Origin of the sequence: Xanthobacter nonsaccharivorans, from assembly GCF_043194755.2 — a bacterium.
GTDB classification, from domain to species: domain Bacteria; phylum Pseudomonadota; class Alphaproteobacteria; order Rhizobiales; family Xanthobacteraceae; genus Xanthobacter; species Xanthobacter autotrophicus_G.
In genome coordinates, this window is the sequence record NZ_CM195526.1 from 5,368,658 (window position 1) to 5,382,043 (window position 13,386).

The window sequence follows — 13,386 nt, forward strand, 5'->3', positions numbered from 1 at the left end:
GCCTTGTCCTCGCGGTCGTGGGCCTGGTGGCGGGGCGGTCCGCGGCATGGGCCGAGGATGGCGGGCGGCCGTTTCTTGCCTATCTCACCTCGTGGACCGAGGTGAGGACGGATAGCCCGACCGCAACGCGCCTCGCGCGGCTTCCCGGCTACATCACCCACGTGGCCCTCGGCTTCGCCCGGCCCGACATGACCTATGCCGGCAACCTCGATCTTGCGGGCACCGGGCTCCAGTTCCCCTTTTCCGGGCAGGTGCTGAAGGCTGCGATCGCCGAGCTGCGCCGGCACCAGCCCTCCGTGCGGGTTCTGGTGTCGGTGGGCGGCTGGGGGCATTTCGGCTGGGACGCCCGCAATTTCGATGCCCTCGCCCGGCTGGTGAAGGACCTCGGGGCGGACGGCGTCGACCTGGACTATGAGACGGCCGATTCCGGCTGCGTCCGTACCCCCGAAGCGCGCATCGCCTGCGCCGACGATGCGCGCTCCATCGCGGTGCTCGAGGACCTGCGCCGCGCCCTGCCGCGCCCGTTCGTGCTCACGGTGGCGGGCTGGAGCGTCGGGGCCTATGGCGAAGGCCGCTTCGCCGCCTCCGAACCGCGCTACGGACCCTATGTGGGGATGATGCTCGCGCTGCTGCGCTCGCCCGCCGCCGCCGGCATCGATCTCGTGTCCGTCATGGCCTATGACGCAGGGCCGAAATTCAGTCCGGGAGAGGCCTTCCACGCCTACCGCAACTATTGGCGCGGGCCGCTGGCTCTGGGCATCCAGGTGCTGCCGCCCCAGTCCGGCGGCCCACGCGACACAGTGGAGCGCACCGCCCGCATGTTGTCCGAGGTGCTGCGCGATCCGAAGGGGGGCGCGATGCTCTACGGGATCGGCCTCAAGCCGCCCGGAGCGACAGGGCCCGACAATCCCGACGACGTCACACTTGCCCTCACCATCTGCGTGGCGCTGGGCCTTGAAGGCTGCGTGGCGCCCGTGCCCTGACCCGTCAGCCGCAGGGGGGACGTCAGAGGCGGCCTTCCGCCGTGTCCACCAGTTCTGCCATGGCGCAGGTGATGTGGTAGAGCGAACTGCCCGGCGCGGGCATGGGCACGAAGCTGCCGTCCGGATTCATCACATCCTGCCAGGTGCCCGGCACCGGCATGGCGAGATAGCGCTTCAAGCCCAGGTAGGCGCGCCGTGCCTCGTCGACCTCCGCAGCATCGCCGGTGCGGCGCAGGCGGGCAAGCGCGACCTTCAGGCGCTCGGTCTGCGGCCATAGCCGCGCGGTCGCCCTGCGCACCGAGCCATTGGTGCGCAGCTCATTGATGGCCACGTCGCGCACGGGATCGATGCCCCACCGTCGGCCGAAGGACACGAGACGGTCGGCGATGGGCGTGCCCGGCCAGCCCCACAGGCTCATCCGTTCCAGCAGCCACGCCCATTCGAAGCAATGGCCCGGCTCCACGATCATGCCGTCGTCCCCCGGGGCGGGGGAGAGGTCCTCGCCGAAATATTCCAGGAGAGCGCCGCTCTGGGCGTGGATGAAACGGTCGCGCCCGAGCCGCGCCACCTCCTCGGCGAGGGCTTTCCAGCGCGGCAGGCCGGTGACGGCGTGGAGGGTGACGAAGGCCTCGCAGAAGTGCATGTGCGGGTTCTGCTGCCGATGGGCGCGTGGCAGGTCGCGCTCGGTGAAGCCGCCGGCCGGATGCCGCCAGCCCGCCTCCAGGGCGTCAGCCAATCCCTCCGCCTCGCGCAACAGCGCCGGCCGGCCGAGGGCGCGGCCGGCGCTGGCGAGGCAGAACAGCATGAAGGCCTGGTCATAGAGGTCGGCGCGGCTATCCAGCACGGCGCCGTCGCTCGTGAAGCGATGGATGAACAGCCCGTCCGGCCGCCGGCCCCGGGCGAGCAGGAAATCCATCGTCCGGCCGGCGAGGTCCTGCCACGGGCCTTGCCAGCCCAGCCGGCCTATCTCGCAGAAGGCGTAGACATGCCGCGCCTGCACGAAGAGCCGGCGCGGGGCATCGTCCGGCTGGGCGGCGCTGTCGAGCCGCTCCGCGAACAGGCCGTCCGGATGCCGGCCCGCCTGCGCCCACAGGGGGGCGGCCGCACCGAACATCCAGGCGCGGGCGTCCTCCGCAAGATCTGCGAGGAGGTGGGTGGACCCTGCGTCAGGCCTCATCGAGGTCGGCATGCTCAAGGCCTGATGGCCTTGGCGAAGGCGAGGAGGTCGCCGCCGGGGAAAAGGTGGCCGGCGATGCCCGCGGCCTTCGCCGCGGCCATGTCCGAGGGCTTGTCGCCGATGAGGAAGGAGCGCGCCGGGTCCACGGGCCAATGCGCCATCAGGTCGAGAAGCATCCCCGGCTCCGGCTTGCGCCAGGGGTGGGCCTCCCGGTAGCGGTCGATGGTCGCCTCCGGGTGGAACGGGCAGTAGCGCCAGTCGTCCAGCGCCGCGCCGACCGCACGAAGATCCTCTTCAATGAAGGCGTGGAGCGCGTGCACCGCGCCCTCGTCATAATATCCGCGGCCGATCCCGGACTGGTTGGTGACCACGAAGACGAGATGGCCGAGGTCGTTGAAATGCTTCACCGTTTCCCGCGCGCCCTCGACCCATTCGAAGTCCTCGACCCGGGACACGTAGCCCCGGTCGATGTTTAGGACCCCATCCCGGTCGAGGAAGACCGCGGGCCGGAGCGTGGTCGGATCCTTCACGAGCATTCTCCCGAAACACCGCGCCGGGCGGGTCGGCGGCCGGCGCGGTCTTGATAGCGCAAAGGCGCGCATTGGAACAACTTGGGCCGCGAAATGCCGCGGCTGCGGTGGTGTGACGCGGCTTCAGCTTGACCATACCGTTAATCGCCTGCTCACAAGACTAGGCTATGATTTCGGAAGAACCTTGACCGAAGGGTCCCCGGCGCGGCGGGGATGGAGATTCACATGCACTTGAAAGCGCTCGTCGAGAACCGGATGCCATGGGCGTTCGCGAAGATCTGTCCCATCGTCGACGAGTTCCTCGGGCGCGATCCCATGAGCGAGGTGAACCTCATCCCCTATCTGGTCAGGAAGGGGGACACGGTCTGCGACATCGGGGCGAACCGGGGCGCCTTCATCTACTGGTTCCTGAAGGTGGGGGCGAAGGTCAACGCGTTCGAGCCGAATCCGGCGCAGGCCCGCATCCTGCGGCTGCGCTTTCCTGGCCCCCTCTCGGATGGCCGGCTGCGCCTGTTCGAGATGGCGCTCAGCGACGGCAGCGGCGAGGCGGTGCTGCATATTCCCAAGGGATTCTCGCCACTTGCGACCATCGACGGCAATGTGGTCGGCGGCCTGGGCCAGGAGGTCCAGGAGGTGCGGGTGCCCATCGCCCGGCTCGACGATTGCGTGGGCGACCAGGACATCAGCTTCATCAAGCTCGACGTGGAAGGTCACGAAGCCAAGGTGCTGGAAGGGGCGCAGGGGATTCTCTCGTCCAGGAAGCCCACCCTCATCATCGAGGCGGAGGAGCGCCATCGCCCCGGCGCGGTGGCGACCGTGCAGTCCATCCTCGCGCCCTTCGGCTACCAGGGTTTCTTCCGCGAGGACGGCAGGGTGAAGCCGCTGTCCGAGTTCGACCCGGCCATCCACCAGGCGGTGGCGGAGCTGAACGCGGAAGGCACGCATCGCACCAAGGGCAGCCGATATGTCGTGAACTTCATCTTCGCGGCGCGCCCCGAGGTCATCGAGCGGGTGAAGGCCTGGAAGGCCTGAGGCGCCTCGGGTCCAGGGCCCGAAATCCCCTTCAGCTTGACGGAAGCGCCGGCGAACCTTTGACAGGTTCGCCGGCGCCTTCGTTTAGGGGTCTCAGGAGATCACGGCCTGCGCTATTCAGATACCTCTTGAGCCACCTTCGTCCGGGCGGCGGAAGTCGCGCCGGCGGGCTTGTCGCGCATCAGCTTCAGGAGCCGCCGCTCCACCACCTTGTGGAACACGATGGAGCCGGCGATGGCTGCGGCCACGCCGGTCACGCCGTAGGTGATGCCGGCCACCGCGGGCGATGTCAGGGGAAGCCGCGCGAACACCTGGCCTACCGCGGACAGGATGATGGAGTGGGTGAGGTAGGTGGAATAGGAGGCGTCGCCCAGCAAGGCGAAGACGCCGATGCGGCGCACCGGCCGCGCCCGCTCCAGGGTGATCGCCCCGGCGAGCAGCATCATCGCCGGGAGGCCACGCTGGAACACCCGCACCCAGGGCGTGGTATGCGCCGCCGAGAGCAGGGCGAGAAGGCCGAGGCCGATGAGCACCCAGCCCAACGGCCGGGGCAGGGGGGCGCCTTCCTTGTACCAGATGCCGAGAAGCAGCCCGAAGACGAACTCCAGCATGAGGGGCGAGGTGTAGAAGACGAGGAGGGGATTGCCGCTCTTCACCAGCGTGCCGAGGGTGACGAGGCCGACGATGAGGGCGCCGAACGCGGGCGCCCGTGCCTTCTGCGGCAGGAACAGGATGAGGCCCCAGGTGACGAAGTAGAACACCTCGTAATTCATGGTCCAGCCCGGCACGAACAGCGGCTCCAGGCTGCCCAGCACGGGGTGGGGCGAGGGCAGGAAGAGGTAGGACGAAATGACGTGCCAGGTGTCGAGCGAGCCACTCTTCACCAGCTGCGGCGTCGCCAGCAGGAGGATGAGCACCACGGTGGTGATCATCCAGTAGAGCGGCACGATGCGCAGCCAGCGCTTGCGGTAGAACTCCGCCGTGTAGTCGGTCTTCCGGTAGGTGGTGACCAGGATCAGGAAGCCGCTGAGCACGAAGAAGATGTCGACGCCAAAGGCGCCCGCGTAGAGCCAGGGGGCCTCCAGGCCGAGCCGCTGGAGCGGCGGCTCAAGGTGCACGCCCACCACCAGCAGGCTGCCGATGGCGCGCAGATATTGCAGGGACTCAAGCATGGATCACCTGCGCTCCCGTGCGAGAGTCTTTTTGAGGGAAGTGGGCACCGGCTCGTGTAAAGAAATTACGCTAAATCAACACTCTAAAGCGCTTTTCCGCTTCCGGGAAACGGGGAAGCGCACTGGCCGACGCCCGCGCCTTGCCCGCCCCGGCGGCGCGGGCGGCAAGCGGCTCATCCATTGCGGCGCGGCGCGATGAAGCGACCCAGCGTGACATGCCTTGCTCCTGGCGCGGGGCGGCTGACGAACGGGGCAGGCCCCGCCGGCGCCTCCGCGTTGCGGCGCCGGTCCATGTAGACTGCCAGCGCCATGGCGCTGGCCATCTCCCCGGGGGTGAACACCACCGAATAGACCGCGGACGACATGAGCACGTAAAGCACCAGGTCACCCATGGCGTAGGTCATCAGGTCGCCGGACCTGCGGGCGATGCGGTGGATGTAGACGAGGCAGGAGATGTAAAGCGCGGCGAGCAGCCCGGCGCCTACCAGCCCGTATTCAAACACCACTCCCACCCAGCCGAGATCGGCGATGAAGAACTGATGGTTGCCGAAGATGTCGTTGAGGGTCACGGTGCTGAAGCGCGTGGTGGCGCCCACGCCGAAGGCCCAGCGCATGGGGTTGTCGCCGAGGTAGGCGAAGGCGAGCCGCAGGGAGTTCTGCCGCACCGTCAGCGAGCCGCCGAGGGATTCTTCCAGGGCATTGGAATTGTCTCCGACCAGCCCCAGCTTGCGCGCCATCACGAACAGGCCGGCGATGGCGACGATGAGCCCGACCCCGTAGGCGAGCCGGCGCAATTGCCGGGGCAGGGACGAGACCACCGCGAAGGCGGTGACGATGAAGGCCGCCGCGATGGCCGTGCGCTGCTTGTAGACGAAGATCTGCGGCAGGAAGAGCGATGCCGCGGCGATGCCATGGAAGATGCTGCGCTTCACGACGGCCGTGCGCGCCAGGAAGAACAGCAGGATCATGCCGAAGAACATGGGCATGTAGACCCGGTAGCCGCGCTCGATCTCGTACATCAGCAGCTTGCCGCCGGCCGCGGAATCCGAATACCAGGACTTCGGGGCGATCAGGAACAGCAGGATCATGATGCTGTAAGTGGCGATGCCGCAGCCGATGATGATCCGCCGCACCTGCGGCACCGGCACGGCGAGGAAGGCGAGCACCACCGAGAAGCTGAAATAATAGGAGATCGGCCAGGCTTTGATGGTGGTGGTCAACGCGTCGAAAAAGCCGTTGCCGAGCTGGAGGATGGAGATGAAGGGCGTGAAGCCGAGGGCGTAGGCGAGCACGAGCAGGAAGACGCCCCGGACCGGCAGGCCGAGCCGTGCCATGCCGTAGAGGGCGAGCGGCATGGTCAGGAACGGCCACGCCTTCGACATGAAGTAAGGCGCCGGATACTCGTTCATGTAATGGAAGGTCTGCGCGAACATGGGCAGCACGCACACCAGCACCACCTTGCCGAACAGCACCCGTGCCGGATCGATGCCGGCGGCGGGCCGCGGCGCCCCCGTGGCCGCGCGGCGCAGGGGCATGAAGACGCGGCGCGGCGGCGTGGCGGAGGCGGTCATGGCGCCCGCGCCCTGTCCATGCCGTAGGCGGCGGGATTGAGCCGCGCCTTCGCCGCGACGAGGAAGATGGGCAGCGAATCCACGAACACCCGGCGCAGGTGGGTCTGCGGCGTCTGGAACAGGCGGTAGAGCCATTCGAGGCCGAGACGCCGGAACGCCGGGTGCGCCCGCTGGGTGAGGCCGGTGAGGAAGTGCAGGGAGCTGCCCACGCACAGGCCGGTGCCCACCGCCGTGCCCCGCTGGTGGATCATGTGGGCGAGATATTCCGAGCGCGGCGCCCCGGTGATGATGAAGACGTAGCGCGCCGGATGGGCGACCACATAGTCGATCACCGCCTCCACCGCCGCGGGATCATCGATGAAGCCCATGGGCGGCACGTGCATGTTCAGCGTGCGCAGGCCGAAGCGCGCGACGAGCCGGCTCCTCATCTCCTCGCTGCCGCCGATCACGGTCACGGGGTCATCGGGGCCGATGACATGCTCGAACAGCTCGACGGTCAGGTCGCTGCCGGGGCAGACGGGAATGTCGAGGCCGAACAGCCGCTCCGCCAGGAAATGGGGCACGGACCCGTCCAGGGTGTGGAGGCCGGCGTCGGCGAGCGCGGCGGCGAAGCGCTCGTCCTTCAGCTCGTTGAGGCGGACGAGATGGGAGGCGTTGGACGTCACCACATAGGAGAACGGAGCGCCCGGCGGGCGCGCGGCGATGACGCGGGCGGTGCCTGGAACGTCGAGGCACGCGAACGGCACCTTCAGGAAGGTCTCGATGCGGATGGGCGTGCCTCGGTCGATCTCCGCAAGCATTGATGGTGTGCCCCCGGGTCTTCGCTCCCCGTGCGGTACGGGGGTATACGTGTCACGGTATGACCGTCGACGTTCCGCCGGACGTCGAGTAGCTGCCGATCGTATAGCTGAACTGGCGCTGGAACGGCACGACCTTGTTGATGAACTGGTCGATCCAGAGGTTGACCTCGGCAATGGAGCTGCGCGGGACGTAGATGACATCGCCGGTGGCCAGCGGAACATCGGCCATGTCGAAGCCGGTCTGGATCACGTCGCGCACGTTGACGATGCGCAGCATGGGCTCGTTGTTGGGGCCGCGGCGGATGAGCGCCACCTGGCCGGTGCGCGCGTCGTCGTTGAAGCCGCCGGCCAGGAGGATGGCCTGCAGAACGCTGGTGCCGAGGTCGGTGAGGCGGAACGCCCCCGGATTCTTCACCATGCCGCCCACATAGACGCGGGCGGAAACCGCCTCCTCCAGCGAGACCACCACCTTCTGGTCCGCCAGCTCCTTGAGCGATTCGCGGCGGATGTATTCCTGCAGGCCGGACAGCGTGCTGCCATCCACCTTGATCTGGCCGATGGCGCGCGGGGCGATGGAGCCGTCGGGGGTCACCGTCAGCTCCTCGTCCATCTCGCGGGTGATGAAGTACTTGATCTTCACCTTGTCGCCGGGGCCGAGCCGATAGGCCGGCAGCTGGTCGTTCCACGGCTTGAAGCGGTCCGCATTCACCTCGGTGAAGCGCAGCTCGTGGCCGGTGGTGAACGGCTCGGTTCCGGTCTTCTGCGAGGTCGCGATGGCCGCGCAGCCGTTGAGGGCGACGCACAGCGCCGCGACGGCCACGCTCCGGACGGTCCACGAGGCAGAGAATGGGATGGCGGTGACCATCTTTCTCTCGGGCAAGACCATCAGAACCCCCGGTCAGAAACAAAGAAAGGGTCCCCCGGCCGCTTGGCGTCGCGCCGGGTGTCCCGCATGGTTTTGAAAAGAGAAACGGCCGTTGAGGCTTTCTATTGTGGTAAAGCGACACTAAATCCGCGTGGTTAATGTTCCATTACCTGTCGAAGCGGGAGGTTAAGCCTGTGGACCCTCCGCGGGGGCAGCCCTGTGCGAAGGACGGGCGCCATGGCCGGCCCGCAGGTGCGGCCCTGCGGCTTTCGCGGCGGGCCGGCGACAGGTTTTCCGGGTTTTCCGCGGGATCGTCCCGGCCACCGGGCCGCAGATGTGCCAACGCCCGCCGGAGGGGCGGGCGCTGGGGGGGACGGAGTGGGGGGCGGATCAGGCCCGGTGATAGAGCCAGTTCGGCAGATAATAGCGCCGGCCGAGGAAGATGAAGCCGAACAGCAGGCCCCGGCTTTCCACCACCGAATCACGCAGGTGCAGGGCGGCGGGCTTGCGGGTCTTTTCCGACTGGACGGAGAGGATGTTGCCATCCACCAGCTGGCAGAACCTCTGGGTCACCAGCGAGGCCCCCTGCAGGTTCGAGCAGATGAGAATGAAGTCGAACGCCAGCTTCAGGTCCGCCATCATCATCTCCGCCTCGGCGATGGGCAGGCGGATGTCCAGCAGAGGCGAGTTCTCCGGTTCCGCGGCCGTCCACAGGAGGGGAACCGGCGTGCCGGTGACCGCGATGCCGCCCTTCACCTCCGACGAGCCGAAGGACAGCAGCGACGGGGACGAGGTGCACAGGTCGATGAACAGCGTGCGCTTCTGCCGCTGCCGCGCGAATTCCTCGGCGAGGCGCTGGGTGAACAAGGGCAGGGTGTCGTCGGTCTCCGCGGACAGGAAGTGCACGGCGCGGATCGGCACGTCGTCAATGCGCGTGTCGAGCAGCATGGTGGCGAAGCTGCCGATGGCGTTGTCGGTGGTGAAGCCGGTGTCGTGGTCGCTTACGTCGTCGGTGGTGGCGACCGCGGGAAGGCTCAGGGCGCGCTCGGCCTCGCCGGGGGTGATGAAGGTGGTGCGCAGGGCCGAGGCGATGGCCCCCGCGGCCCCGCCGAACAGCAAGGCGGCGAACACGCCGCCGGCCACCAGCGGCAGCGCGAGGGACCGGTTCGTCACCGCCGCGCCCGCTTCCTGCACCACGCGCACCGCCGACTGGCGCGAGGCGGAGGCCGCCTCCTCGATGGTCGCGGCCACGGCGCGGCGCTGGTATTCCCGGAAGCCCTCGCTCAGGGCATCCCGCTTGCGGTTCATCTCGATGAGCGGCGTCTCGGCGCTGCGCAGCAGGGAGAGGCGCTCTTCCGCCACGCGCTGCTGCTGCGCCAGCTCGCCCTTCTGCCGGGTCAGGGAATCCTGCTCCACCTTCAGGGAGAGCAGCATGTTCTGGAGGTAGTTGACCTGCGGGTTGCGGACCGCGCGGTCCGTGAAGTAGCGGCGCTCGGCGCGGCTCTTGATGCGCGTCCGGACGGTGGCGATCTGCTTGTCCACCTCGCGCAGGAGCGGGCTGTTGGGGGCGTACTGCGCCACCACGCGGTCGCGCTCCAGCAGCAGCTTGGTGAGGGTGTTGGCATCCTCGTCGCCGGGCAGGGCGTCGGTCTTCTCGGAGAAGTCGAAGACCGAGTCCGGCAGCGCGGCGAGCTGGCGTTCCGCCTCGGCGATCTGGCCGGCCACCGCCACCTCGCGCTCGGCCACCTGGCGCCGGCGCTGGAGGATGGAATCCACCTGGTTGGAGGCAAGGACCGCGTCCTGGTTGAAATCGATGACGCCGGCCTTGGCCTTGAGCTTCTCGATCTCCTGGTCCACCGAGGAGAGGTCCCGGCGGAACCGCTCCACCTCCAGCTGGAGGATCTTCGCGGTGGGGTTCTCCAGCGCCTTGCGGCGGTTGGCGAGATAGTTGCGCACCAGCGTGTCGGTCACCTCGATGGCGAGCGCGCGGTCGGGATTGGTGAAGCTCACCTCGATCACGTTGGAATCGTTCAGCACCGAGGCGTGCAGGTTCTTCTGGAAACGCGTGATGGCGGCATCCAGGCGGTCGTCGCCGGAGCTGCCGAAGATCCGGGTGAGGAAGGACAGGCGGCCGTGCGGATACAGCCGGTCGATGCCCATCTGCTCGATGGTGGAGCGCACCACGTCGGCGCTGGTGATGATCTGCACCTCCGACTGGACCTGCTTCAGGCCCTCGATGGTGAGCACGGGCGGCCCGCTGTCGGTGACGTTCTGCGCGTTGGACACCTCGCGGCTGACGATGACCAGGAGCAGGCTGCTCGCCGTGTATTCCGTGTGCGTCGTGAAGGCGGCGGCCAGGGCGATGACGAGGGGCAGCACCGCGGCCAGGAGCACGGCGCGGATATGGAAGAAGGTCGCGATCAGGAGATCGCGCAGGGTGAAGCCGGACACCATCCCCTGCAGCGGCATCAATTCCGATGCGTCCTGCTCGTCCGCCTGCACGGCCTGCGGCACCAACATGCTTCCCCCTTGCGCAGCAGCGCCCCTTGCGGCCGTCTCTCCCCCATGAAGAGCCGCGCCGCGTCGCTCGGCAATGCCCGCCCGCGCAGCCCTTCGCCGATACGACCCGGGCGGGCGGCGATCCTCCTGCGGGGCAAGCCGGGACGAAAATGGAAGATCAGCATTAACCTGCGGTTACTCCCGCAGGCTCCGGCGGCTGGATACCTTCAAAACGCCTTCGGCAGGTAATGCCGCACGGCGAGCGTGGTGCCGATGGCCCCCTGCGCGGCGAACACCGCGGTGGCGATGGCCGCGCCCATCATGCCGAGGGGCGGGATCAGCAGCACGCAGATGGTGCAGCAGACCACGAACTGGGCGGTGTTGAGCCAGCGCAGCATGGAGCCGTAGCCGGTCATGGACAGCACGATGTCCTGGCAGGGCAGCATGCAGTTGATGAGCTGGCCGATGCCCATCACCATCAGGGCCGGCGCGGCGATCTCGAATCCGGGGCCGATGAGGTGCAGCAGCATCTCCGGCGCCAGCAGCATCGCCGCCACGATGGGCGCGCCGAACACCGCCACCGCCAGGCGGACCCTGCGGTTGAGGCGGCGCAGCTCGTCCCATTCCTCCCGCCGGTGGCTGGCGGCGAAGGAGGGGGCGGCGACCACGCCGATGGAGGTGGACACCACCCAGATCAGCATGGAGATGCGGTTCGCCACGGAGAAGGCGCCCACGGCGGCGGGCAGCCCGAAGGCGGCGAGCAACAGCACCGGCAGCGATGCCAGCGTGATCTGGACCACCTCGACCACGCTGAGGGGAATGGCCGTGCGCCACAGGGCCGGCATCGCCTCCACCGTGGAGCCCGGGGCCGGCTCCGCCTGGAACCGGTGGCGCTCGCGCAGCAGCAGCACGAGGCCCAGAAGGGCGGCGGTGAGGTTTGCTCCGGCCAGGGCATAGAGCAGCCCCTCCAGGCTGTGCACGCCAGCCAGCAGCGCCGCGAGGGTGAGGGCCGGCCACAGGCCGTTCTGCACCAATTGTCCGGTGGCGCCGCGATCGAAGCCCACCAGCGCATGGCCCATGTAGATGCACAGGGCCTGCGGCAGGATCGCGAAGGCCGAGATGGTCAGCGGCGCCGCAAGGGCGGCGTCGCCGAACGCATGCTTGGCGAGCGGATAGGCCAGGAGGATGGTGGCGAGCGTCGCGAGCGTCCCACCCAGGGTCACGAAGCCCGCGCTCATGAAGAAGGCCTTGCGCGCATCGCGCCCCCGGCCCACGGCAAGCTCGGCCGCCAGGTGGCGGATGACCGCCTTCTCGAAGCCGGCGCGGGAGACGGTGGCGATGAGGCCCACCCAGGTGAGGCACAGGAAGAAATTGCCGGATTCGTGCACGCCCAGCGCGCGGGCGCCGAGCATGTAGAGTCCGAGCTTGCCGACCACCTCGAGCCCGCGGGCCATCATGGCGCCGACGAAGTTGCTGTAGGTCTTCAGCAGGGCGAGGAGAAGGTCCAGCGGGGGAACTGCGCGCATGTCAGGGGCCCCGATGCGAGGGTGAGGAAAGGGCCCCGCAGTCCAGAACGCGCCGCAACGCCGCTTCGCCCTTCTGCACGCCTGTCCCCCTCCGTAATTCCGGACGTCCTGGCACGACGTGTTCCTCTCGCAGCAAAGTCCATGTGCCGCAAGGGCAATCGGGTCCGGGCCAGGCCGCCGTCCGCCGCATTGCCGGCCTTAAGGGGTCATGCCACAAGAACACGTTAAGCGGCCATGGGCGCTTCGGCGGATCGCGTGGTGCCAGGGGCCGGGAAAGGGACGAGGATGGCGCAGCGCGGCGACGGCGGGGCGCGGGCTGGAGCGGGCGCCTGCGGGATGTCTCCCCCGTCCGCACGGGCGCCGGCCCGCGCGGAAAGGCCGCGCAGGCTGCATCTCTGGCGCTGGTTGCGGATTATGCTTTTCGTGCCGGCGTCGCTGCTGGGGCTGGCACGGGAAGCCTTCGCCCAGTCGCCGCCCCAGATGCTTTGGGACACGCCGGGGCTGCCGAAGGTCGATCCGAACACCGACCCCTACCCGTTCGATCCCTATTTCGCGCTGGTGAATCATTTCCAGCATGCCCTGCCGGGGGGCTGGCGGGTGGGCCAGCCGGTGTTCCAGGGCGGGGCCTTCTCCATCGAGATCTTCGTGCCGACCCATTGGAACGGCAATCCCACCTCGGCGCTGAGCAATGCCTGCCCGGGGGCGAACAGCAGCATCTGGCGAGAGGGCGTCACGCGGATCGAGCTGAAGCCGCTCTATCGTCGGGCGCCCTGGCCGGGCGCCACCTGCCGCCCTCCCACCGGCTGAGCCGGGCGCCGGGCAAGGGCCTGAGCGGAACAGGTCCGAGAGGAGACTTGGCGAAAGTCTCGGCCGCCGTGCGATGTCGCGGGAAACCGCCCCGCTGGAAAGCGGGGCTGAGCCGCGCGCTCCGCGACGGAGATCAGGCGTCGACGTCGTCGCGCAGGGAGCGATGCACATGCACCGCCGCGGCGGGCGCCAGATGACGGCCGGAGGTGCGCTCCAGGCCAAAGATCGCGGCGACCAGCACGAACGCGAAGAAGATGATGCTGCTGGCGGTGGACAGGGTGAGCACCGCGCTCGCCACCACCTGGAACGTCTCGACCGGATGGGTCACGGCGGAGAAGAGCAGGGCGACGGCGATCAGAGCCGGAACGAGAACGCGAACGATGGGCATGTCGCCGCCTCCGGCAGCCGATTAACGTTAAATCCT

General features: G+C 68.4%; 12 protein-coding genes. 3 read left to right on the forward strand and 9 right to left on the reverse strand.

The features are described 5' to 3' along the window. Nucleotides 1-26 precede the first annotated feature (26 nt). Entirely contained in the window at nucleotides 27-983 is a 957-nt protein-coding gene (locus V5F59_RS24550; RefSeq protein ID WP_393979060.1) for a glycoside hydrolase family 18 protein, read from the forward strand. Nucleotides 984-1,005: 22 nt separating this feature from the next. Here the strand turns inward: V5F59_RS24550 and V5F59_RS24555 are convergent, their stop codons facing one another. Further along, nucleotides 1,006-2,160, reverse strand: a complete 1,155-nt coding sequence (locus V5F59_RS24555) for an AGE family epimerase/isomerase (RefSeq protein ID WP_393979062.1) — start codon at nucleotides 2,158-2,160, stop codon at nucleotides 1,006-1,008. Nucleotides 2,161-2,174: 14 nt separating this feature from the next. After that, nucleotides 2,175-2,690: a D-glycero-alpha-D-manno-heptose-1,7-bisphosphate 7-phosphatase gene (locus V5F59_RS24560; RefSeq protein WP_393979064.1), complete on the reverse strand. Its 516-nt coding sequence runs from the start codon at nucleotides 2,688-2,690 to the stop codon at nucleotides 2,175-2,177. Nucleotides 2,691-2,915: 225 nt separating this feature from the next. On the opposite strand from V5F59_RS24560, the gene V5F59_RS24565 reads away from it, so the two are divergent. Further along, complete coding sequence (locus V5F59_RS24565) at nucleotides 2,916-3,722, forward strand: FkbM family methyltransferase (RefSeq protein ID WP_393979066.1); 807 nt, start codon at nucleotides 2,916-2,918, stop codon at nucleotides 3,720-3,722. 113 nt (nucleotides 3,723-3,835) lie between these two features. Here V5F59_RS24565 and V5F59_RS24570 read toward each other — a convergent pair whose 3' ends face one another. From V5F59_RS24570 to V5F59_RS24595, 6 genes are all read right to left on the reverse strand, one after another. Continuing rightward, on the reverse strand, nucleotides 3,836-4,894 hold the full coding sequence (locus V5F59_RS24570; protein ID WP_393979068.1) for an acyltransferase family protein: 1,059 nt from the start codon (nucleotides 4,892-4,894) through the stop codon (nucleotides 3,836-3,838). 173 nt (nucleotides 4,895-5,067) lie between these two features. After that, on the reverse strand, nucleotides 5,068-6,465 hold the full coding sequence (locus V5F59_RS24575; protein WP_393979070.1) for an O-antigen ligase family protein: 1,398 nt from the start codon (nucleotides 6,463-6,465) through the stop codon (nucleotides 5,068-5,070). Beyond that, on the reverse strand, nucleotides 6,462-7,265 hold the full coding sequence (locus V5F59_RS24580; protein ID WP_393979072.1) for a WecB/TagA/CpsF family glycosyltransferase: 804 nt from the start codon (nucleotides 7,263-7,265) through the stop codon (nucleotides 6,462-6,464). The genes V5F59_RS24575 and V5F59_RS24580 overlap by 4 nt, the downstream gene beginning before the upstream one ends. Before the next feature lie 52 nt (nucleotides 7,266-7,317). After that, nucleotides 7,318-8,130 (reverse strand): polysaccharide biosynthesis/export family protein, encoded by an 813-nt coding sequence (locus V5F59_RS24585; RefSeq protein WP_393979074.1) that lies wholly within the window; start codon nucleotides 8,128-8,130, stop codon nucleotides 7,318-7,320. 390 nt (nucleotides 8,131-8,520) lie between these two features. After that, nucleotides 8,521-10,650: an exopolysaccharide transport family protein gene (locus tag V5F59_RS24590; protein ID WP_393979076.1), complete on the reverse strand. Its 2,130-nt coding sequence runs from the start codon at nucleotides 10,648-10,650 to the stop codon at nucleotides 8,521-8,523. 206 nt (nucleotides 10,651-10,856) lie between these two features. Next, nucleotides 10,857-12,155 (reverse strand): lipopolysaccharide biosynthesis protein, encoded by a 1,299-nt coding sequence (locus V5F59_RS24595; RefSeq protein WP_393979078.1) that lies wholly within the window; start codon nucleotides 12,153-12,155, stop codon nucleotides 10,857-10,859. A 414-nt stretch (nucleotides 12,156-12,569) separates the two neighbouring features. Here V5F59_RS24595 and V5F59_RS24600 point away from each other — a divergent pair, with 414 nt between their 5' ends. Further along, nucleotides 12,570-12,962, forward strand: a complete 393-nt coding sequence (locus tag V5F59_RS24600) for a hypothetical protein (protein ID WP_393979080.1) — start codon at nucleotides 12,570-12,572, stop codon at nucleotides 12,960-12,962. Between the two features lie 133 nt (nucleotides 12,963-13,095). Here V5F59_RS24600 and V5F59_RS24605 read toward each other — a convergent pair whose 3' ends face one another. Beyond that, the gene (locus tag V5F59_RS24605; RefSeq protein WP_393979082.1) at nucleotides 13,096-13,350 is read right to left on the reverse strand and encodes a hypothetical protein; all 255 of its coding nucleotides are present in this window, start codon (nucleotides 13,348-13,350) and stop codon (nucleotides 13,096-13,098) included. Between the last annotated feature and the right edge of the window lie 36 nt (nucleotides 13,351-13,386).